General features: G+C 57.6%; 17 protein-coding genes. 7 read left to right on the top strand and 10 right to left on the bottom strand.

What is annotated here, in order from left to right; all coding sequences use genetic code 11:
• Positions 1–61: 61 nt before the first annotated feature.
• From B0G76_RS38770 to B0G76_RS38760, 3 genes are read right to left on the bottom strand one after another with little or no spacing between them, the layout of a single operon-like run.
• Positions 62–1,261, bottom strand: a complete 1,200-nt coding sequence (locus B0G76_RS38770; RefSeq protein WP_147394149.1) for a hypothetical protein — start codon at positions 1,259–1,261, stop codon at positions 62–64.
• A 50-nt stretch (positions 1,262–1,311) separates the two neighbouring features.
• The gene (locus B0G76_RS38765) at positions 1,312–2,814 is read right to left on the bottom strand and encodes a N,N-dimethylformamidase beta subunit family domain-containing protein (RefSeq protein WP_120297931.1); all 1,503 of its coding nucleotides are present in this window, start codon (positions 2,812–2,814) and stop codon (positions 1,312–1,314) included.
• Between the two features lie 39 nt (positions 2,815–2,853).
• On the bottom strand, positions 2,854–3,921 hold the full coding sequence (locus tag B0G76_RS38760; RefSeq protein WP_120297930.1) for a glycosyltransferase family 2 protein: 1,068 nt from the start codon (positions 3,919–3,921) through the stop codon (positions 2,854–2,856).
• 428 nt (positions 3,922–4,349) lie between these two features.
• Between B0G76_RS38760 and B0G76_RS38755 the strand changes: the two genes are divergently transcribed.
• Complete coding sequence (locus tag B0G76_RS38755; RefSeq protein ID WP_120297929.1) at positions 4,350–5,330, top strand: glycosyltransferase family 2 protein; 981 nt, start codon at positions 4,350–4,352, stop codon at positions 5,328–5,330.
• A 211-nt stretch (positions 5,331–5,541) separates the two neighbouring features.
• Here the strand turns inward: B0G76_RS38755 and B0G76_RS38750 are convergent, their stop codons facing one another.
• Both B0G76_RS38750 and B0G76_RS38745 read right to left on the bottom strand, forming a co-directional pair.
• Positions 5,542–6,810, bottom strand: a complete 1,269-nt coding sequence (locus B0G76_RS38750; protein WP_259460953.1) for a glycosyl hydrolase — start codon at positions 6,808–6,810, stop codon at positions 5,542–5,544.
• Positions 6,811–7,478: 668 nt separating this feature from the next.
• Positions 7,479–9,035, bottom strand: a complete 1,557-nt coding sequence (locus tag B0G76_RS38745) for a methyl-accepting chemotaxis protein (protein ID WP_120297927.1) — start codon at positions 9,033–9,035, stop codon at positions 7,479–7,481.
• 269 nt (positions 9,036–9,304) lie between these two features.
• On the opposite strand from B0G76_RS38745, the gene B0G76_RS38740 reads away from it, so the two are divergent.
• The gene (locus B0G76_RS38740) at positions 9,305–10,405 is read left to right on the top strand and encodes a glycosyltransferase (protein ID WP_120297926.1); all 1,101 of its coding nucleotides are present in this window, start codon (positions 9,305–9,307) and stop codon (positions 10,403–10,405) included.
• Between the two features lie 43 nt (positions 10,406–10,448).
• On the opposite strand, the gene B0G76_RS38735 is transcribed toward B0G76_RS38740, so the two are convergent.
• The gene (locus tag B0G76_RS38735; protein WP_120297925.1) at positions 10,449–11,255 is read right to left on the bottom strand and encodes an IS5 family transposase; all 807 of its coding nucleotides are present in this window, start codon (positions 11,253–11,255) and stop codon (positions 10,449–10,451) included.
• An 87-nt stretch (positions 11,256–11,342) separates the two neighbouring features.
• On the opposite strand from B0G76_RS38735, the gene B0G76_RS38730 reads away from it, so the two are divergent.
• Both B0G76_RS38730 and B0G76_RS38725 read left to right on the top strand, forming a co-directional pair.
• Positions 11,343–12,611 (top strand): acyltransferase, encoded by a 1,269-nt coding sequence (locus B0G76_RS38730; RefSeq protein ID WP_183082303.1) that lies wholly within the window; start codon positions 11,343–11,345, stop codon positions 12,609–12,611.
• Between the two features lie 164 nt (positions 12,612–12,775).
• Positions 12,776–13,705 carry a DMT family transporter gene (locus tag B0G76_RS38725; RefSeq protein ID WP_120297923.1) on the top strand — a complete coding sequence of 310 codons (930 nt, stop codon included), beginning with the start codon at positions 12,776–12,778 and terminating at the stop codon, positions 13,703–13,705.
• A gap of 135 nt (positions 13,706–13,840) precedes the next feature.
• On the opposite strand, the gene B0G76_RS38720 is transcribed toward B0G76_RS38725, so the two are convergent.
• Genes B0G76_RS38720 through B0G76_RS38705 form a run of 4 tightly spaced genes read right to left on the bottom strand, consistent with a single transcriptional unit; the run spans position 13,841 to position 18,578 of the window.
• Positions 13,841–15,718, bottom strand: a complete 1,878-nt coding sequence (locus B0G76_RS38720) for a nucleoside-diphosphate sugar epimerase/dehydratase (RefSeq protein WP_120297922.1) — start codon at positions 15,716–15,718, stop codon at positions 13,841–13,843.
• A gap of 17 nt (positions 15,719–15,735) precedes the next feature.
• Positions 15,736–16,770, bottom strand: coding sequence for a glycosyltransferase family 4 protein (locus B0G76_RS38715; RefSeq protein ID WP_120297921.1), 1,035 nt, complete (start codon positions 16,768–16,770; stop codon positions 15,736–15,738).
• A gap of 9 nt (positions 16,771–16,779) precedes the next feature.
• Positions 16,780–17,736 (bottom strand): SDR family oxidoreductase, encoded by a 957-nt coding sequence (locus B0G76_RS38710; RefSeq protein ID WP_120298108.1) that lies wholly within the window; start codon positions 17,734–17,736, stop codon positions 16,780–16,782.
• Positions 17,733–18,578 (bottom strand): glycosyltransferase family 2 protein, encoded by an 846-nt coding sequence (locus B0G76_RS38705; protein ID WP_120297920.1) that lies wholly within the window; start codon positions 18,576–18,578, stop codon positions 17,733–17,735. Before B0G76_RS38705 ends, B0G76_RS38710 begins: the two co-directional genes overlap by 4 nt.
• 756 nt (positions 18,579–19,334) lie before the next feature.
• Here B0G76_RS38705 and rfbF point away from each other — a divergent pair.
• Genes rfbF through rfbH form a run of 3 tightly spaced genes read left to right on the top strand, consistent with a single transcriptional unit; the run spans position 19,335 to position 22,485 of the window.
• A complete protein-coding gene (rfbF, locus tag B0G76_RS38700) occupies positions 19,335–20,105 on the top strand; it encodes a glucose-1-phosphate cytidylyltransferase (RefSeq protein ID WP_120297919.1) in 771 nt (256 codons plus the stop codon).
• The gene (gene rfbG / locus B0G76_RS38695; RefSeq protein WP_183082302.1) at positions 20,102–21,169 is read left to right on the top strand and encodes a CDP-glucose 4,6-dehydratase; all 1,068 of its coding nucleotides are present in this window, start codon (positions 20,102–20,104) and stop codon (positions 21,167–21,169) included. The genes rfbF and rfbG overlap by 4 nt, the downstream gene beginning before the upstream one ends.
• Complete coding sequence (gene rfbH / locus B0G76_RS38690; protein WP_120297917.1) at positions 21,166–22,485, top strand: lipopolysaccharide biosynthesis protein RfbH; 1,320 nt, start codon at positions 21,166–21,168, stop codon at positions 22,483–22,485. Before rfbG ends, rfbH begins: the two co-directional genes overlap by 4 nt.
• The last annotated feature ends 44 nt before the right edge of the window (positions 22,486–22,529 follow it).

Genomic DNA, 22,529 nt, shown 5'->3' with positions numbered 1-22,529 from the left:
TACAGTTAGTACACCGCGCACCGTTAGTGTCAGATCTTCCGCAGCTTCCTGAATTGCCGCATCACAGCATCGACTTTCGTTCTCTCACGGACATCACAGGACCGGGATTCAACCGAAAGCGCTGCCCTTCCGCGTCTAGCCATAGAGACTTCGCCGCGGCGCCAAAGAACAGCAGGCAGCCAAGCGATTCGAAGATGTCCGTGGTAATGCCGCTAATCAGCAGAAACAACAACATGGTCCATGCAAATCTATCTTTTGACTCACCAACGAAAAACAGTCTCGACAACAGCGTCCCGAAGATAATCACACCGAGTACGCCAAAGTTCGCGATGACATACAACGCACCGTTGTCCGCATAACCCACGTTGAAACCAAAGTTTCCGTGGTAGTAGGTAGTCGCCGCGCCAAACCCGCCCGGACCGATTCCGAACCAGATCATGTTTTCCCGAATCAGGCCCTGCAGCAGGAGCGGCCACGTATTCTCGAATCGATCCTGAAACGAAGAAAGCGTGCCGCCGCCGATCACCGAGTGATTGATCGCCGCCGTTATCGCAAACGAAGCGAGCGGCAACAGAAGCACAGAAGCCGCTGCCCAGATGGCGGCTCTCCTGATCGTGTCCAGTTTCCCGAACCGCTCTATGCCCAGGACGATTGCAAGCGCAACCAGCGCTGTCTTGTTGGTCGTTGCCCAGATAGAGAGTGCCGCTACCGCGAGCATCATCGACGCGAACGTGAGCGAGCGGAATCTGGGCAGCAACCATATCGACAGCAAACCGATCATTAACCCTGTAGCAGCGCTGTCACGTCCGAACCCCGGCAAACGCGGCGTTTCCCCAACAAAGTTCGAGCTCGTGACGTGTACCGCCGTCCCATCAATCACCGTGCTTGCCCCGACCCACGGCAGCGGGGTGAAGTAGCCGGCATAATTCACCAGCACGCCTAACATGCACACCACGGCGACCGCCACGAGCGCAATCCGGGCGCGTGGCCGCCCCAGGATTTCGATCGCTTCGGGCGGCGCCAATATGGCGAAGAACATCGGTAAGACGGTCCACGCCCAGAAAGCCACTGCGCTTGGACCGACGCCATTGAAAAGCGATACGCATGCCTGCATGGCGAGGTACAGCAAGACCAGCAGGTGGCTCACCTTCGGTCTATACGAAACGATCAGCACAATGCATGCCGCCATCATCAGCTTAGGCAAATAGATGGCCTGCGGCGCCCCTGCCAGCGACGTGTAATAGCGGATCGCCCCTGACATGACATCGCTCAGTATTCCGATGAAAAAGGTCAGTACCCAGAGTCCGCCCATCATGCGTTCCCAGCGTCGATTGGCACGCGATTTTCGTCACGTCCGGACGACGCGAATGGATCATCCCGTGCCAGGTTTTCCCGTGATGCATCAGAGTCGGCAACAACTGAGAATTTCCGAATCACGTTGTCGGTAATCTGCGAAACAATGGCGTGACTGCTCGCGCCGCTATCGCCTAGAATCCGCGGCCAATCTGTCGTGCCGCAATTGAACACCATCCCTTGATTCGAGCCGCCACCCAGATCCGCCTTAAACGTACCCATCGCACCGGCGCCGCCGACTTCCCAGCCTACGAGGCTCGCCGTATTGGCAAGCGTCGTGAACCCGTTCGAATCCGGCGGCACGCCGTCGGCTTCATAGCCGACCAGATGATCTTCCGCGCCGAAGGTCTGCCCGTCTTTGAGGTGGGTGCCGGCGAATGCCCAATGGTCTGCACGTTGTACGGTGAAGCCGATCGGTTCGCGCCCGGTTTTCACCCATTTTCGTCTGAACCGGCCCCAGACACCGTACGTTCCCCCACCATAGCCGTAACTTAAGCCGATCAGATCGCTTTCATTGAAGTCCGGCCAGGAGTCGCCGAGTCGATTCATTTCCTTGATGGTCTGCGGATCCTCGTTCGCACCGAAATCGATCGGCCGGTAGCAGGTATTCCCGCTGAACACCGCCAGATTGCCCCCGCCGGCAATGAAGCGCGCGACGTGGTCGCGCATCTGCTGACTCCAGTACTCGTGGTGACCGACGCTCAGCATGCAACGGTATTGGGTCAGATCGAGGTCTGTCCCACGATGCAGGTCCACGTCGGTGTAGAAGTCGCATGCGAAGTGACGATCGCGTAGCCAGCGGATAAACTTCGCGTCCCAGTGCGTGAAATGCTGCCGGGGGGAGCGCCTGTCATACGGATCTTCGGCATGGCCGATCTGAATACCGAGCCCGCCGCCCGGCCGGAGAAGGCTCACCTTCAGCGCCGGGTGTGTGCGATAAATGGGATCGCCGTAAAAGCAGCCACCGCCAATCGAGTTGTAGGCATGATAGGTGGCGATCGGCACCACGTATGCGATGGATGCGGCCGGTGAACGCGGCCGGATGACAATGAGCGCCATGCTGTCGCTGTCCGGCGGCCCGGCGTAGACCGGCAAACGTGCCGCGCAACGGCGCCCCAGGTCCGTCAGCGGTTCACCGTTCGGCCCGACCTCGTAAGCAATCGCTGCATAAGCACCGCTTTCCAGTTCTTCCGTCTCCGGCTTCACGGTAATCGTCGACCAGTTCCAATCGCTGTCGAATCGAACCGGCTTGCGCTCGCGCGACGACTCAAACACATACTTACCGTCGATCAGCGTCGCCGTCACATCCCGCGTGCCGGTCGCAATCACCCCGCCTACGCTGATCAACGATTCTTCATTCTGCTGCTGATAGATCGCGATCGAGAACCTGCAGCGCGGCTGCACCGCCAGGTCAAGATGCTCGCCGGCTGTGAAAGATGTATGAAGTGGATAGAGTTGCATGCCTCGTGCGCCTCGAAAAGTCACTTGTCGGTTGCCGGCTCAAGGATGGTTGTCCAATCCACGAGAATCGACACGGCGCGGGGCTGCTACGGGAGGCCGCAGTTCCAGGCCCAGCGTGCGCTTGATCAACCCCTTCACCTGAAACACGCGACGGTTGACCGATATCTGTGTGCGAAAGCGCAACGCAGGCAACTGCTCCCGGTGCTTTTTGGCGAAGGTTCGATACTTCGCTGCCGTCGCCTCGACAAGCGTCATTGCTTCGGGAAGCACGGACGCGTCGACACGGGAAGTCAAAAAGCACTGGTTAGCGAAAAATTTATTGAAGAGCGCGAGCCAATAAACTCTTTCATCTTCCCTCTCGCTCTTCTCAAGCGCGTCCGCCGCAAAGTGAGCAACGCATTGGACTGACCATAGCGTTGTTGTCTGCGTAATGCTCCCAGCACGCCGGCGATAGTAGTAGAGCTGATCACGAATGCCGTACAGCGTCCGAGCGCGCTTATACACCAGCGGAATGGCAAAGCAGTCTTCATACACACGGCCGACAGGAAACTCGATACCGTCCCACAACTCACGGCGATAGACACGCGCGCCGGAATGCACCTGGCAAATGCGTGCGAACTCCAACAGCATGGCCGTACTGTTGGTGCGTAGGCCCAAGGTGGCATCGTCCACCATTCGCAGCTCGCTGACGATGCGTCCTGTCGAATCCACTATACCGACATTGAATTCAATGATGTCCGCCATGTCTGCATCGAGCAACGGCATGATGACGTCCGAGAAATTCGCCGCGAATTCGTCGTCGGAATCGAGAAAACCGATATAGCGGGATTTCGCACGTGCGATGCCTGCATTGCGAGCGGCGCTGACGCCCTGGTTCTCCTGATGAATCACTGTGATCTTGTGTCCGCCCGCGCCTTCCTTGACCTGAAGGATTTCATTCAGCGTGCCATCCGTCGACCCATCGTCGACCACAATCAACTCGATCTCTTCTGATCTGGGTTGAGTGAGGACCGATTTGAGTGCTACGCCGATGTAGTGCTCGACGTTGAAGGCTGGAATTACCACGGACAAAATTGTCTCGCCGCTACGTCTATCCACTGGTTTCATAGGATGGGTGACTCTTCAAAATCGACGTCGACTCGTCTGACGCGGACCACGCGAATATTTCGGCACGCCCCCTGTACGCCTGCATATTGCGGTGCGGCGAGGATCTAGTACGTTCGGAAACACACAGTGCAGGGACACACGCTCGGCGGTCCGATCAGGCAACCATGCGTGGAAAGTGCAGACAATTAACACCGCATTGCCGTCATGGCAGACGGCAAGGGGATTCCGGGGAGTTCCACGAGACGTTCGATTCTCGCGGTGGATTCAGGTGTTCAGAGCGAACGCGGAAATGTGACATATCGCACCGACCGGCAAACACCGAGTCGCTACGGTGGTCCACTGAAAAAATGTGCGTGCCAGTGCGCAAGCATCGCGCAACTCACGTTACAGCAATCGCAGTCCGACACCTCAATCTCCGGGCGCCATCTATGTCAATGCCAAAAGTAAGCGTTCTGCTGCCAATCTACAACGTCGAGCCTTACGTTGAAGCTTGCCTTCAGTCGCTTTTGTCGCAGACCTGTACGGACTTTGAGATCATCGCCGTCGACGACTGCAGCCCGGACCGGTCCGGCGAAATCACGGATCGCGTGCTGAGTTCGCAGAACAAAGTGGCATGGAAGCTGGTGACGAACGAACGCAATCAGGGGCTTGCCGAAACGCGCCGAATTGCTGCCATGGAAGCAAGCGGCGACTATGTGCTATGCGTCGACAGCGATGACTACGTTCATCCAAATTTGATAGAGAGAGTCATTGAAGAGGCGCTGGAGCATGACGCTGACGTTGTGATCTTTGCGGCCACTAACGTCAATTCCGATGGCACGGTGAATTATCAGATTGAAAGCGACGACAAGGTGATCAGCGGGGTCGAGGCTGTTGAAGGAATCATGGATCTGAAGCTCCAGGCCTACTGTTGGAACAAGCTTGTGCGGCGTTCGATCTTTGTCGGCGTCCACCATCCGAGCGGACTCATTTACGAAGACATCTGCGTGTCGGTCCAGACCTTGGGCAGATCGAAGACTGTGCGCCTGATACCGGACTGCTTGTATTTCTACGTGCTTCGCGATAGTGGCATCTCGACCCGGTTCAATCCAAAGATTGTCGACCTCTTCACCATCATGGACCTCGTGGAGAAGACCACGGCATCACTGCCGATCAAGAACAGGGAACGGCGTCTTTTCAGGTTGAAATACATCTATGGCTTTAGAACGGTCGCTTTCCAGGTGGCAATGAGAGCCCCCACGTATCGACTGGCCAGCCCGATCCTGCAAACGGTTTCCGAGAGGTTGCACCTGCAACACCTCTATCGCATGGTTGCGGATAGCCGTCCGAAATTGTCGTTCGTGATGTTCCTGCTCAAAATTCATCCGAGAATTTTTTACAGCTTCGTACGGCGTTTCTCCGAACGGTAAAGTCTTTGTAAAGCGTAAAAATTCGGCCGATCTCCAATCCGAGACACTGTGCCTCGGATTGGAGATCGGCCGCTATGCGTACGCGAAACAGCTCAAAAGAAGCGCACAAGCCACGCGCACTCAGTGCATCCCAAATCGGAACCGTGAGCGTGACCTGCCGGATCATCAGAGCCGGTTGCGCGCGCCGCGCACAACCGGGTCATTGACCTGCTTACTTCGTCGCCGCGATTGCCGTTTTCAGCGTGGTGTAAATGGGCTTCTTGGCTGCGCTGCTCGTCATGATCCCGTACTGTCCGGTAGGGTCGTCGTACAGTTCGTACCAGTTGAGGCCGATCACGTTGTACGTGGCTTTCGCCGCGACGAGTTCAGGAATCGTCTTGTTGATGTACGTCTGCGCCTGCGCCGTGGTGAAATCGGTGTTGATGCCGATTTCAGTGAACATGATCGGGAGGTTGTACGCGTCGTGCAGGGACTTGAGAACGTTGTAGTTCGTGCCCGTCACACCCCACGTATTCTCCGGATCACCACCGTCAGAGTACCAGTGCAACTGAATGATGTCGGTCTTCACCACAGGATGTCCGGTCGAACCATCAGGCTGGGTGCCGGTCAGCATACCTTTGTACCAACCCAGGTGCAGGAAACCCGATGACGCGGTGTTGATGATCTTCGTCGTGCCTGCCGTATCGACCGAACGCCATCCATCATAGTAACCGCGCAGCGCCCCGCGCCAGATCGGCCAATAGTTGTTGTCATAGTCGGAGACGTTGGCGCCGTCGTTGGCCACCGGTTGGTTGTGGCTATCGAGATCGTATTCGTTGCCGAATTCGACTGCCGGTACGCCCTTAAACTTGGTCGCTGCGTAAGCCGCCATCGAGTAGGCGTATGCGTAAGCGCTCGCCTCGGTCGGCGTTTGTCCGTTCAGCGATGGGTCATCCCACGGATAGGCATCGATCATGGGCATGATCGTGACGTTCGAGCCCATGCCAGGAATGACCGTATTCGCCACGGTATCGATCTGATCGTAGCTGTGAATATCCTGCCGATTCCCCGGCATTCCGAGGTCGACCAAGGCAGCAGCCTGGGTGGCCAGCGGGACCGACGTGTAGATGCCGCCGTAGTTGTAGTGCTCGTTCACGCCGAAGAACGGGATGGCCGCAGACGTCGCCGGAGGCGTGGGTGTCGCGGGCGTGCTCGACGCGGGGCTGGAACCAGAACCCGAGCTGGAAGCAGGACGCGGATCAGCCGATGCGACCCAGTTGCTGTTCTGCCAGACCCACCATTGATTGTCGACGTTTTCCTGATACATCTTGCCGGCATACCAGAGCAGCAACGTGACGTTCATCGTAAAGCCCGCCTTCACACCCGCGCGATAGGCCACGCCACTCTTCACCGACCAGACTGCGCCCGACGAATCGTTGATCGACGTGGACGGCGGAATCGCGGTGCCACTGACAGACGCGGGGTGCTTGAGGACATTCACGACGGACACGGGATCAACGGCGTTGGCGGCAACGCTAGTGGGGTCACTCCCTCCGCCGCTTCCACCACCGCACGCGGCAAAAATTGGGAGAACTAAATAGATTGAATGGTTTAGTAAGGATCGAAGTTTCATTTGCTTGTCATCTGAGCTTGTGTCGGCCCTGATTCAGGCAAAAGCTCGCCCAGGCGTCCTCATGGGAAACCTTTAGCGACTGAATCAGGATGAAAGAAGGCAGGACGGCCTATGCACCCCGCTAAACCGGGCGCAACTACACAACATGCGTACCGCCTGGACAGAACGATCGTTTGATCTGACCTGTAGGAGCCGCAATGTTACACAGATGAAACGTTTTTAACGAGATTTGAACCGTAACAACGTGTAACGTATGACTATTTAGCGGTAATTTTCACTTTTATATTAATAATATAAATAGGTGAGCTATAAAAATGTCTTACTGGGTTTCTATCGAATAAACGCCCAGCGACGAGCAACCGGCGAACGATAGTGACCGGGGCAAGACTGTGAAAGCAGGTCATTCAACTGCACTGGTGCACCGGAGAACGGCAGCGTCCTGATTGATTAGGTAGCCTTATAATCTGAGATGTTGCACGACAGTGATGCACCTCTGCAGTTGCGGAAATCAATCGAGGCTGCCTCACTGTCCGCCTTCATTGATGCATCTCGAGCCGGAACACCGCGACCGCATCGCGCAGCACCGTCGCTTGCTCTTCCAGCGATTTGGCCGCCGCAGCGGCCTCTTCTACGAGAGCCGCATTGTGCTGCGTGACTTCGTCGATCTGTGAGACTGCCTTGTTGACCTGCTCGATCCCGTCGCTCTGTTCGAGCGCCGACGCCTCGATTTCATTCATGACGCCCGTGACGCGTTGAACCGCGTCCATGGCTTCGTGAATTGTCTTCTGTGCGTCGGACACGAGCGATGCACCCTGCTCCACCTTCGCGGCCGATTCGCCGATCAGTTCCTTGATTTCCTTCGCTGCCGCGCCGGAGCGCTGCGCGAGGCTGCGCACCTCGGAGGCCACCACCGCGAAGCCACGCCCCTGCTCGCCCGCCCGCGCCGCCTCCACTGCTGCGTTTAACGCGAGAATGTTGGTCTGAAACGCGATCCCCTCGATCATGCCGATGATCTCGGCCACCTTGCGCGACGATTCAGTGATTCCGTCCATCGTCTCGGTGACGCGCGACACCACAGCGCCGCCACGCGTCACCGTGTCCAACGCCCCCTGCGCCAATCGGTTCGCCTGCTTCGCGTTGTCGGCGTTCTGCTTCACCGTCGCCGAAAGCTGCTCCATGCTTGCCGCTGTCTGCTGAAGTGCCGCAGCCTGCTGCTCGGTGCGCGACGACAGATCGGCGTTGCCCGAGGCGATCTCGTTTGCGCCTTGCGTGATCGCCGTGGTACTACCGCGGACCTTCGCCACCGTCTCGACGAGTCCGTCTCGCATCTTCGTCAATGCGCTCAATAACTGGCCCATCTCGTTGCGCGATTTGCTTTTGATTGCGATCGTCAGATCGCCCGCAGCAATGCGCTCGAAGTGTTTGATCGTTGCATTGACCGGCTTGATCACCGCCGCCGATAGACCGACTCGCGCCATCACGCCGATCACGATGGAAATTGCGCCGATCGCGGCAAACAGCAACGTCGCCACCTGGAAGCGCTGCGCCGCCGTCTCGGCTTGCTTGCGCTGACTGTCCATCTGCAATCGCTCGAGCGCACCGATGGATTTCGAATAGGCTGCGTAAAGGGCGTTCGCCGTTTCGCCCTGGATGTTGCGGAAGGTATTGAAGTCGAAGTCGGTCAGCGCCTTGAACTCAGGTTCAATGGCCTTATCGACGAGCGCATTGCGTGCCTGCTCGACGGCCTGCGCGAATTTCTTCTCATCCTCGCTCGCGAACGGGCCGGCCATGTAGCTGCCGAAGTCTTTGTGCGATTCGACCAGCACCTTATGCGCGGCCGGCAACAGGTCGTCCGTTTGCTTGCCGACGCTGAAGAGCGTCTGATAGGAGCCGAGCGCGAGTTGCACCTGCAGCAGCTTCTCGGAGCTTGCCTTCAGATGAGACAGTGCCACGGCACTGTGCTGCGTTTCATCGAGGCTGCTATTCGCGAGCTTCAGCGCACCGTAGCCGACGCCGATTACGGTCAGCAGGAACGCAACGAACACGCTGATCACTAGCGTCAGGCCGCCACGAATGGTGATGTTGTTAAGCATTGGGTCTCCGGAACGTCTGATGGATCGGCGGCGAACCCCGCGCTGCGTCGGCGATCATCTTTTTCGCCTGCAACTTACACTTCGCCGCAACCAGGTTAACGGCCTTCCGCAGACCTCGTTAAATAGGTGAAATCCATGACAGGCTTGGGTTTGCGGCCGGTTAAAGCTTCACTATCTGGGATTTTCCGCGCACGTGGTGCAAACACTGCTTTTCAGGACGGTATGCGTTTCGTTTGTATAATTCGGCGTCTTCGCTCAGGCCCACTTTCATGCTTAGTTTTGCGCTCGGCTTTCTCGTTTCACTGCTGATCACGCTGTTGATCGTGCGCTATGCGCATTTGCATGAAAAATTCTCGACCGATACCGATCTGGCCGGCGTGCAGAAATTCCATGTGCGTCCCGTGCCGCGTATCGGCGGCGCCGGGATTCTGATCGGGCTGATCGTGTCTGCCGTGCAGTTGCATCATGCATATCCCGCCGTGTCGGGTGGCATTCTGGGGCTCATCGCGTGCGGCATGCCGGCGTTCGTCTCGGGCCTGGTCGAGGATCTGACCAAGCGCGTGCCGCCGCTCGCGCGGCTCGTCTGTACGATGGCGGCTGCCGCCCTCGCCTACTTCCTGCTGGATATCGCCGTCACGCGCATCAGCGTGCCGCCGCTCGATTTTCTGCTCTCGTACGCGGTGATCTCCTGCGCGGTCACTGTGCTGGCCGTGGCGGCGCTCGCCAACGCGATCAATATCATCGACGGCTTCAATGGCCTCGCGTCGATGGTCGCGTTCATGATGTTCGCGTCGCTCGCCTACGTGGCGTTCCAGGTGTCCGATCCGATCGTGCTGTCGGCGTCGTTCATGATGATGGGCGCGGTGCTTGGCTTCTTCATCTGGAATTTTCCGGCGGGGCTGATTTTTCTCGGCGATGGTGGCGCGTATTTCATCGGCTTCATGCTCGCCGAACTGTCGATCATGCTGGTGATGCGCAACCGCGAAGTGTCGGCGTGGTATCCGGTGCTGTTGTTCATGTATCCGATCTTTGAGACGTGCTTTTCGATCTACCGGAAGAAGTTTATTCGCGGGATGTCGCCTGGGATTCCCGATGGCGTACATCTGCATATGCTGGTTTATAAGCGGTTGATGCGGTGGGCGGTGGGAGCTAGGACGGCGCGGGAGTTGACGCGACGGAATTCGTTAACTTCGCCGTATCTGTGGCTGCTATGTCTGATTGCAGTCGTGCCGGCGACGTTGTTCTGGCGGCATACGCTGCATCTGTTTTGTTTTGTGGTGGTGTTCGCCGCGACTTATGTGTGGCTTTACGTGAGCATCGTGCGGTTTAAGTCGCCGCGGTGGATGGTGGTGAGGAAGGGGAAGCAGTAGCAAAAAGGCGCTGAAGCGCATAATGCTGTTCAGTTAGAGGGTGTTAGGTACTTTTGTTAAGGGTTGCGAAGTGGACAAGCATAAGCACGGCGAATACGACGAAGTGCAAAGCAGCCAAGGTTTCGGGCAATCGCTCGTAGTCTCTGGCCAGTCGGCGGAAGCGGTTAAGCCAGCCGAAGCTGCGCTCGACCACCCAGCGGCGCGGCAACAGCACGAAGCCCTTTTTCGCCTCCGACAGCTTGATTACCTGAAGCTCGATTCCTTCGTCGAGTGCCGCCTGCGCAGGCTCTTCGCCGGCATATCCCTGATCGGCGAACGCCACCTTGACCGTCTGGCCCGTGGCCTGCTGAACCTGACGTGCCAGTTCTCCGACCTGCGCGCGCTCCTGTTCGTTGGCCGGCGTAACATGCACAGCAAGCAATTGCCCCAAAGTATCAACCGCCATGTGGACCTTGCTACCGCGTTTGCGTTTGTAGCCGTCGTAACCGGCGCGAGGTCCACTTTCGCAGGTCGACTGCAGCGTGCGCCCATCGAGGATGACCGCGCTGGGCTGGCCCTGTCGGCCCTGCGCGACCCGGATGATCGAACGCAGCTCGTTCACCATGGCCTCGAAGCAACCCGCCTGAATCCAGCGTTGCGTCTGCTGGTAAACAAGCTCCCACGGCGGAAAATCATTTGGCAACAGACGCCACGGAGCACCCGCGCGTACGATCCAGCGCAGCGCGTTGAACATCTCGCGCAGTTCATAGCGGTGCTGCGGTGCGTCCTTGTTCATCAAGCTCAGGTACGGAGCGGCGAAGTACCACTCTTCATCCAATACATCCGTCGGGTATGGCCTGCGTTTTTTCATCCTGCCAGGATACCAGGTCCGGCAAAAAGTGCCTAACACCCTCTCTAAGGCTTTTTTCGAGACGCCAGTAGGCGCATGGAATGCTGCATGAGTTCGAAAAATTTAGAAATAGAACGTCTTCGCGCAGTGGCCGTGCTCTTGGTAGTGTATGCCCATGCGCCGTTCAACAGATTGTTTACACCTTACCTATATTCGACGTTCACCGGGGTCGACCTTTTTTTTGTCATTTCGGGCTTTGTCGTCTCCCGTTCATTCATGCGTTCGATACCGGACTTTGGCGGTCTGGACCTGACAACGCGAATCTCCCAAAGCCGGAATCAGGTTGTCACCTTTTATCTCCGCCGTGTATTCCGAATTCTGCCATCGGCCTCGTTTTATATGATGATTGCCATTCTGGTCTCAGGTTTGCTACATCGAGACGGCAGTAATTCTTCCTTTGCTTACCCCGCGAACATATTTCGAGAAATCGTCTCCATATATGGAGGGATTTATAACTACGCCCTAGCAGCGGGCGCAGTAACCGATAATCTTGCCCCGTATTGGTCATTGGCTGTAGAAGAGCATTTCTATCTGTTCACTCCGATCCTGCTTGTTTTGTGTGCGCGGCGACAGCAGCGAATTGCAGCCTTACTTGCAGGTATTGCCATTGTTCTCGCTGTATTTAGACCGTTGACTTCCGGGAATATCATCAACGTTTCACATACCCGTTTCGACGCACTTTTCTACGGCGTGCTTATCTCGGTAATTTTTGAGCGCCCTCCAAAAGCACATATAAGTAACTTAGAACATATGCAAAGCGTGAGCGCAGTGTTACGAACAAGACTGCAGGCGACGCTTGCCTCCAATCGACTTCAAACCACGCTAAAGACCACAATCGCATTCAGCGCTTGCGCATTGCTAGCGCTCTTGCCAGGCGTAACGAATACCGCTCTACTCGACGGCACTGCCTCGTCAAACTTCGACACCTCGTCGGCTGCACTTCTGTCTTATGAGCTGGTATCCGTGGCACTCGTTCTGCTTGCCTCACTAAATCGAGGATGGATATTTGAAATTCCATTGCTTCGCTCGTTGCTGGAATACATTGGATCACGCTCCTACGCTGTGTACCTCGCTCACTGGGTTGTCGTTCAGATTTACAACGATCTATTTTTCCGTTATTACGAAAATATTCCAGAATTTCTTAAATTGACAAGAATGGGATATGGCATTCAGTTCACTGCTTATGTGGCGATTTCTTTCTTGGTGGCGGAGGCATCCTATCGCCTTATCGAAAGGCCATTTATTGGAGTGGGAAACCTGTTTCTTACGTCCACACCGCCCCAAAGCAAAAGGGTCGGCATATCGGAAACCGGCTGACGCCTGCCATCGCCAATCATCTCTCCGTGGTCATCGACGCCATTTCCTAGAAATATCCACCAGGCAGGCAATGATGCATTTCTATCGACAAGTGGTTTCGCTGTCGTACGTGTGAACCAACTATCGAGACGACCTTCCATCATGCCCAAAATATTCACTGAAAGATGTCACGCACTCCTTCGAACTCACTGCGCGGTATCGCGTTGCTGTTGATTTCCCAATTTTTACTTGTCTCGATGGACGCGACCGCGAAAAAGCTTTCGCTGACCATTTCCGTCCCGCTGCTCGTGTGGGCACGGTACACAGTGCACTTGGCACTGATGGTGCTCTTCTTTGTGCCATCCCGCGGCCGCTCCGTGCTTGCTACCAAGAGTCTGCCCACACAGATATGTCGCGGACTGCTTTTGCTTGCAACAAGCATTTTCGGCCTTGTAGCTCTGCACATCTTGCCGATGGCAGAGACGGCCGGTCTGGCGTTCATGTCGCCCTTGATTGCCACAATATTGGCCGGCCCTTGGCTGGGCGAACGAGTGGGGCGTGTTGGCTGGTGCGCAATCTCGGTAGGAGCATTAGGCGCGATTCTCATCTCACGCCCGAGCAGCCACTTACCAATAGAGGGAGTATTGCTCGTATTGGCATCCGCCGTCTCATTCAGTTTCTATCAGATACTAACGAGAAAGCTGAGTCAGACCGAGGACAGCGTGACAATGCTTTTTTACACTGCGTTAGTGGGAACCGTTTGCCTTAGTGTCGCGCTCCCTTGGTTCCGGCAAGGAGCGACGCCAACGTGGACGCAGACCCTTGCGATTTTGTCGCTAGGCGTGTACGCAGGTCTCGGTCATTTCTGCGTCATCCGCGCATTCCGATACGCGCCGGTTTCCACGCTAACACCATTTATGTACGTGCAGTTGGTATGGGCCGCACTGCTGGGATGGATCATATTTGGTCATTTCCCGGACGGCTTGAGCATCGTCGGCATATTCATCGTTGTAGGTGGTGGATTGCTGCTGTCGTTTACGCGGCGCACGCAGATCGCTGTAAGCATCCAGTCTCCCGGCGAACTAAACGCGCGCGTGATTCGACAAACGAATTAAATAACGGACTCAAGTTATCTGCGAACGGACCGTCAATAGATCTTTCGAAAAACGATGCCCGCAGCTGTCCAACTTAAAGAGGGGTGGTTCACCAAGAGCGCATTTTGCACATGCTTCCCTGAGACTCGCAACTCGTTACACCGCGCGAGGAACCCCAGTCACGCTCTGTAGCGCAGGGGCAGTAGCCGGCTGATACTCCGGCACCCAGCGCCGCAAGTCACGTCGAACCTCCTGATCGCTTGGCACACGATGCTGCATCAACCAGGGAAGCAGTTCGTCCAGCAGATTATCGGGCACCTCGCGTGCCTGCGCGATGCGCAGCTTGGGATGTGGCGTTCGCGTGGTCGCTTCGTCGTCGGCCAGCAGTTCTTCGTACAACTTCTCGCCCGGTCGCAAGCCGGTAAATACAATTCGGATATGCTCTTCGCTGAATCCGTAAAGCCGGATCAAGTCTCTGGCCAGATCGACGATTTTTACGGGCTCGCCCATATCGAGAATGAAAATCTCGCCGCCCTGCCCCATGCTAGACGCTTGCAGCACAAGCTGCGAAGCCTCAGGAATCGTCATGAAGAAACGCGTGATCTCCGGGTGCGTGACCGTCACCGGGCCGCCTTTCGCGATCTGCTGTTGAAACTTTGGAATGACGCTTCCCGCGCTGCCCAGCACGTTTCCGAAACGCACCGTTTCGAACTGCGTGCGCGTGCTGGTCTGCTGCAACGCCTGACACGCCATCTCAGCGAGACGCTTGCTTGCACCCATTACGTTAGTTGGATTCACGGCCTTGTCTGTCGAGATCAGCACGAAATGCTTTACGTCGTGACGAATCGCTGCCCGTGCCACCCGATACGTGCCCAATACGTTGTTGCGCACGGCCTGCCACGCGTTGAGCTCTTCCATCAACGGCACGTGCTTGTAGGCAGCAGCATGAAACAAGATGTGCGGCGTGTAGCGAGACAACACCTGATCGAGCAGCAGCGAATCTTTGGCATCGCCGATCACGGGAATGACCGACAGCTTCGGAAATCGCTCGTGCAATTCTTCCGTCAGGCGATACATCGCATATTCAGAAAGATCGAATGCTACAAGCTGAGCCGGTTCGAAGCGCAGAATCTGGCGACATAGCTCCGAACCAATCGAGCCGCCGGCGCCCGTCACCATCACAACACGACCGCGCAATAGCGCTTCGACGTGCGGCATGTCGATCTTCACCGGTTGACGGCCCAGAAGGTCCTCCAGGTCGATCTGACGCACGCGCGACAGAAACGCCTGGCCCTGCGTCAGAGCGGTTAACGCCGGCAACACCATAGCTCGCACCCCAGCACGCACGCACATCGTCGCAACTCGCCGTTGCGCCTCCACCGATGCCGACGGAATCGCAATGATCGCGTGCTCGACCTTCATGTCCGTTGCCCAACGCTGTAGATCGCTGATTGGGCCCAATACCTTGTGTCCGTATATCTCGCGGCCTTGCTTGGCGGGATCGTCGTCCAGCAAGCCGACCAGCCGCCATTCGCTCGAACGCGACAGTTCGCGAGCAAGGTTTGCACCGGAGTTGCCGGCGCCGAGCACAACGACCGGCTTCCCCTGGCCGATCAAGCCGCCGTAAAGATAAAACTCTTTTGATGCGCGATATAGCGCGCGCGAACCACCCATGATGAGGAACAGGAGTAAGGGGGACACGAGCAGCACTGAGCGCGGAACGCTTGGATGCGGCTGAACCATCGCCGCCACCATCATCATTGCGAAGGCGCCGGCCAGCACCGCCTTCGCGATGCGCATGAGGTCTGGCAAGCTGGCGAACACCCACATACCACGGTAAAGCCCAAACACACGGAACATCAGCGCGTAGACCGGAAGGGTCCAGACGAGCGTTCTGACGGCGCCGGTCCAGAATTCGGCCGGGACGGAGCCGTTGAAGCGGATCAAATACGCGGCAAGCCAGGTTCCGGCGACCGCGCACAGGTCAAACAGGAAGGCGCTAAAAGATAGCCATGAAGCTTTGTGCCGAAACATCCGCGTCGCACCTCAGGTTATTCGAAAGTTGCGGAGTTAAAACGACGCCATCTCGAATCGACGCCGATCCCGATCAACGCTAGCACGCCTACCCAAACGCCAACGCTACACCATTGAAGCCTTGATGGCCATCCTAGAGACAGATTAGCAAGGATTATGCCACTCAGCATGACCACGTACCAGACACAAGCGGTCTTCGAGTGTCCCAAGCCATATCGCACCATGCGCTGATAGTAATGATCGCGGTGTGCTTGCCAGATTTTCTCTCCACGACGCATGCGCCGTAGCAGTGTCACCGAAGCATCGCCAATGAATGGCGAAAAGACCAGCGCGGGAAACCAGATCGGCCACACGTCTTCGCGCCATCCCCAGTAACCGAACGCGCCGGCCAGAAACCCCATCGGAATCGAGCCAGCGTCGCCCAGGAAGATCCTGGCAGGATGAAAGTTAAAAATCAGGAAACCGGCGGCTGCCCCCGCCACCGCAGTGGCGGCCAAGGCCAGTTCCGGCGAAGGGTGCACGCTAATCGAAGCGCCAACGGCGTAGCCCGCAAAGCCTAGTAGCGTCATGCCGCCAGCGAGACCGTCGGCACCGTCCATGAAGTTATACAAATTGATCAGCCACACCATCAGAAACGCGATGATCGCGAGCAGCAATACCGGGACATGGGCCGGATAGACGGTGACGACCGCGATCACGACAACCAGGTGCGCAGCAAACCGCACGCGGGCAGGCAGGCCCCGACGATCGTCGACCTGCGAGACGGCCGCCACCAACAGCATCCCAGCGGCAATCAACCACAACGACGGTGCGAAAAGGGCAATGGCGATCGCAACCACTGGGACGATGCCCCACCCGCCAATGCGCGGCGTCGGTCGGGTATGCAGCGAGCGGTCGTTAGGAATATCCGTGGCGAGCCACCACGCAATCCCCGTTACAAGGAGAAACCAAAGGATGCCCGCACAGGCGACCGCCGCTCCAGCTCCGACGAGCGGCTCGAAGAACCACGGCAAAACCGCGTTGTGTTGTATCACGTTGTGTTGTATCAACATCCATACGCCTCAATGCGTTGACCGATACCACTCAGCTGTCGCAGCCAACCCTTCGTCGGTCGAATAGGGTGGCTGCCAGCCGAGTACAGTCTGAATGCGCGACGTGTCGACGCGCAAATCGCTGACCAGCCGGTCGACAGATTCGGTGCGCCCCGTCAGCCGGCCCGCTGCACGCAGCCAACTGGTCGGCATGGGTACGAGGCGGGCCGGCTTGTGCAGGTGCCGACCGATGGACCGCGCCAGCCCGGCGACCGTGGGGGCGTCGCGGTCAGCGACATGAAAACAGCCTGGCGCGGCACGCGGATCCGTTGCGCATTGCGCGAGCGCCTGCGCGAGGTTCCCGACATACACTATGCTGCGAAGCGCGCCGATCGAACCAAGCGGCAGGGGAACACCCCGCGCGATCGCCGTCATCAGGCTGAGGAAGTTGGCGCGCACTTCCGGCCCGTACACGAGCGGAGGCCGGACAGTGACGATATCCAGACCCGTACGCGCGCCAAAGCTCGCCAGCGCCTGTTCCGCCTCAAGTTTTGAGCGGCCGTAGGCATCTTGCGGGGACGTCGGATCATCCTCGCGCAAAGGCTGACCGGCATCTGTTTCCGCAACGGCCTTGATGCTGCTGACAAAAACCATCCGGTGCGCGCCGTGCCGGTACGCCGCTTCGGCTACACGTTGTGAGCCGTCCACATTTGTGGCACGAAACTCGGCAAGCGGGTCCAACGCTTCGTCGTGCGTCACATGGACGCGCGCCGCCGTATGCACCACACAGTCGACCGAAAGTCCTTGCGGCCAATCAGCGCCGAGCCCCGAGAAGTCTTTGCTGTCATGCACCCATTCCTGCACGCCGTCGACGCAACTGTCAGCGCTCCTGACGAGCCCGGTGACAGCGTGCCCATTGCGAAGCAATTCCCGGCAAACAACCCGGCCGACGAAACCATTTGCGCCAGTGACAAGAATTCTGCTCACAGCCATTTCCAGCCGAATCGGTTGAAGAACTTGAAGGCGGAAGCGGCAAACATCTTGATATGCGCCCAACCCTTGCGCGACGCGCCTCCGCCATGGTGCAGCACACGCACACCGGGCACGTACGCAACACGCGTGATGTCATGCGCACGCAGGCTGAGATCGTAGTCCTCGAAGTAGAGGAAGTATCGCGGATCGAAACCAGCGAGGCGCTTCAGCAGATCCGTGCGGAACAACATGAAACAGCCGCTTACGATGGGCGGATCCCAGACCACGTCGCGCTCATTGATCACATCGCGCATTTCGTAGCGCGCCAGACGCCGCCGGAAATGCCGTTGCACGCCGTACGGCAGGAACCCGCGCACGAAAAGATCAAATAGCGTTGGATAGCGGCGACACAGGTACTGTAGCCCGCCGTTCTCATCTCCGATGCGCGGCGTCAATAAACCGACTTCCGGATGTTGCTCGAAGAACGTCAGCGCCTCAACAAGCGACGTCGGATCGAGGTCGATATCGGGATTCAGCACCAAATGGTAGCCGCTTGCGGCGTGCCCAATGGCAAGATTATGTCCACGCCCATAGCCGACATTGCCATGGCCGCTGAGGACGCTGCAGCAGACGCCCTGCCCCTTCAACAGGTCCATGCTGATTGGCGCGCTTTCGCCCCCACCATTGTCGACAAGGCAGACTTCGATCGCCAGATCCGGGCGTTCGCGACGCAACTCGCTGGTAGCCGTGGCTAAACTGGCAAGCGTCCGTGCCAGCAACTCCGCATCAGGCCAATAGACTACAATCGATACAGATAATCCGTCAGTGTTGCGCTGCTGCACAGTTGTAACATTCATATAGAAGAGTAACGGATCGCGCCTTTCCGACGTTCTTTTGATAAAACCGGGAACTGATCGCAACGGCTCGCAAGTGTGCGCAAATTTGTTCTTCCAGGCAAGCGATTCTCGCCCGATATTCCGGCGCGCCGATCCGACCGTCCTTCCTTCCCGGACCGGCATTCCTGGCCCGATGCTTGCACAGGCTGGCCTACCACTTGGACGCACCCGAACCGATCAAGCGCCGAAAGCGCTTCAATGCGTGCGCCATCGCGCTCGGACGGGGTTGACTGGAAAGAAAAGTCACTGTGTATAATCTTCGTTTTACAGTGCTGGTTTTGCCGGTCTACCCTACTGCCAGCATCCTAAAGTCCTACAAACCTGTCGCTTATTATGAATGAAGCGTCAAGGGACTGAAAGAATGACGCAAAAGGCAGACGGACAATCATTCTATGTACGGATCGAGCAAATTGACGTTTTTTAAAAGAGCCACTCTTGCATTGGCTGAATATCAATCACAGCATGGACCCGCTGCCCGAGCCCTTGTGAGACACGTGTCAGCGTCGGTCATTCCGGCCTGCCTGTCGTACTGATGGCTGCTAGGCGGGCGCTTAATAAACGACAGACGGCCAATCTGTCGATCCTGCGGGTTCGCTGAATGCCCCGGCGAAGCTTCATCTGGTCTTGCGTTCGGACCTCGCAGCGGCGCCAGACTATCAAATTTCACAGATCTGGCACAACACCGACCCCCGATCCGGTAAAGAGGACGCAATTTAAATGAAAGCAGTGTTGCTCGCTGGTGGCTTGGGCACCCGAATTTCCGAGGAAACCTATCTGAAGCCAAAGCCGATGATCGAAATCGGCGGCCGCCCCATCCTCTGGCACATCATGAAGACGTATTCCGCCCATGGCGTCAACGACTTCATCGTGTGCTGCGGGTATAAGGGTTACGTTATCAAGGAATACTTCGCGAACTACTTCCTGCACATGTCCGACGTCACGTTCAACATGTCCGACAACACAATGGAAGTTCACCAGAACAACGCGGAGTCGTGGCGCGTCACGCTAATCGATACCGGCGAGCAAACCCAGACCGGTGGCCGCCTGAAGCGCGTCGCGCAGTACCTCGGCGGCGAAGATTTCTGCTTTACCTATGGCGATGGTGTCGGCAACGTCGACATCACAAAGTTGATTGAATTCCACCGTGCAGGCGGCAAGCTCGCCACGCTGACCGCAACACAGCCTCCCGGCCGTTTCGGCGCGCTAGATGTGCAGGAAAACCTCATTCGCAGCTTTCAGGAAAAGCCGCACGGCGACGGCGCGTGGATCAACGGTGGTTTCTTCGTGCTGTCACCCAAGGTGATCGAATACATCGACGGCGACGACACGATCTGGGAACGCGGCCCCATGGAGCGGCTTGCGCGCGAAGGACAGATGCAGGCATGGTTCCATAGCGGTTTCTGGCAACCCATGGATACCTTGCGCGACAAGAATCACCTTGAAGATCTTTGGAACTCGAACCAGGCACCGTGGAAAGTGTGGGCATGAACGAGCAATTCTGGCGAGGCAAACGCGTTCTCGTAACCGGCCACACGGGCTTCAAGGGTGGCTGGCTTTGCTTGTGGCTGCAACAACTCGGAGCCGAGGTGACCGGTTATGCACTTGCTGCGCCGACCAAGCCGAGCCTGTTTGACACCGCGCGCGTCGGCGAAGGCATGAGGTCGATTATCGGCGACATCCGCGATCTCGATCATCTGGTGCGCGTCTTCGATGAAAACCAGCCAGAGATCGTGATTCACATGGCGGCCCAGCCGCTTGTGCGTCTGTCATACAAAGAACCAGTTGAAACCTACTCCACCAACGTGATGGGCACGGTACTTCTGCTCGAGGCGGTGCGTCGCACGTCATCGGTACGTGCAGTCGTGAACGTCACGAGTGACAAGTGTTATGAAAATCGCGAGTGGGTGTGGGGCTATCGGGAAACCGAGCCGATGGGCGGCTTCGATCCGTACAGCAACAGCAAGGGCTGCGCTGAACTGGTCACCGACGCGTACCGGAATTCGTATTTCAATCCGCATGCGTTCGCTGAACACCGTGTCGCTCTCGCCAGCGGTCGCGCCGGCAATGTGATCGGTGGCGGCGACTGGGCGGGCGACCGCCTGATTCCCGACATGATGCGTGCAGTCAGCGCCTGTGTGCCCGTGCAGATCCGCAATCCTCATGCGATCCGGCCATGGCAGCACGTCCTCGAACCGTTAAGTGGTTATCTGCTATTGGCCGAAAAACTCCATACGGAGGGCACAAAGTTCACCGGCGGCTGGAATTTCGGCCCGAACGATTCTGACACGCAACCCGTGCAATGGATCGTCGAACATCTGGTGTCCCGCTGGGGCGACGGTGCCGCCTGGCAGCGCGATGCCGCACCGCAGCCTCACGAGGCGACCTATCTGAAACTCGATTGCTCGAAGGCAAAGAACCTGCTCGGCTGGTCGCCGCGCTGGACGCTTTCCGAAGCGATCGACCACATCGTCGAGTGGCATCAGGCTTTCCTGCGAAATGCCGATATGCGCGCGCTGTCCCTTTCACAAATCAATGCCTACCAAGTCAAATGAATCCCAGTAAAGAGCAGCTCAGAGAGCAAATTATTCAGTTGGTCGGCCAGTTCGGCGAACTCGCCACGCGCGCACCCGACTTCGAAGCCGGCGTCACGGTGATTCCGCCGTCAGGCAAGGTCATCGGCGCGCGCGAACTGGAGCTGATGGTCGACGCATCGCTAGACGGCTGGCTCACCACGGGACGCTTTAACGAACAGTTCGAGCAACGTCTCGCGAAGTTCATCGGTGTGCAGCACCTGATCACGGTCAACTCGGGTTCGTCGGCGAATCTAGTTGCGTTCTCGACGCTGACTTCGCCGAAGCTCGGCGACCGCGCGATCAAGCCGGGTGACGAAGTCATCGGCGTCGCCGCTGGCTTCCCGACGACCGTGAACCCGATCCTGCAATTCGGCGCGGTGCCGGTGTTCGTCGACGTCGAACTGGGCACGTACAATATCGACGCGTCGAAGATCGAAGCTGCGATCAGCCCGAAGACCAAGGCGATCATGCTGGCCCATACACTGGGCAATCCTTACAACCTCGACGTGATCGTCGCGCTGTGCAAAAAGCACAACCTGTGGCTGATCGAAGACTGCTGCGACGCGCTCGGTTCGACTTACAACGGCAAGATGGTCGGCACGTTCGGCGATATCGGCACGCTAAGCTTCTACCCGGCCCACCACATCACGATGGGCGAAGGCGGCGCGGTGTTCACGAACGATCCGGACCTGCGTCTGATCGCCGAATCGTTCCGCGACTGGGGCCGCGACTGCTATTGCCCGCCTGGTAAGGACAACACCTGCGGCAAGCGCTTCTGCTGGAAGCTCGGCAACCTGCCGGAAGGCTACGACCACAAGTACACGTACTCGCACCTCGGTTACAACCTGAAGATCACCGACATGCAGGCCGCCTGTGGCCTCGCGCAGCTCGACCGCGCGGCCGAGTTCGTCGAAGCGCGCCGCCGTAACTTCGCGTACCTGAAAGACCGTCTGAGCAGTTGCGCCGAATTCCTGATCCTGCCGGAAGCGACACCGAATTCGGACCCGTCGTGGTTCGGTTTTCCCATCACGCTGAAGCCGGAAGCAGGCCTGCGCCGCGTCGATCTGCTGACCTATCTCGACCAGAACAAGATCGGTACACGCCTTCTGTTCGCGGGCAATCTGACGCGCCAGCCGTACATGATCGGCCGCAATTACCGCGTGAGCGGCGAACTGACCAATACCGACGTGATCATGAACGACACGTTCTGGGTCGGCACATTCCCCGGTCTGAAGCAGCCGCAGCTCGACTACATCGCCGAGAAGATCGAAACCTTCCTCGGCGTGAATTTCTAAGCGGCCGGGCAAAATGAACGGAACGACTCTGTGAAAGGCAGCAA

Origin of the sequence: Paraburkholderia sp. BL23I1N1, from assembly GCF_003610295.1 — a bacterium.
Lineage (GTDB): Bacteria > Pseudomonadota > Gammaproteobacteria > Burkholderiales > Burkholderiaceae > Paraburkholderia.
This window is presented reverse-complemented; position numbering and strand designations above follow the sequence as displayed.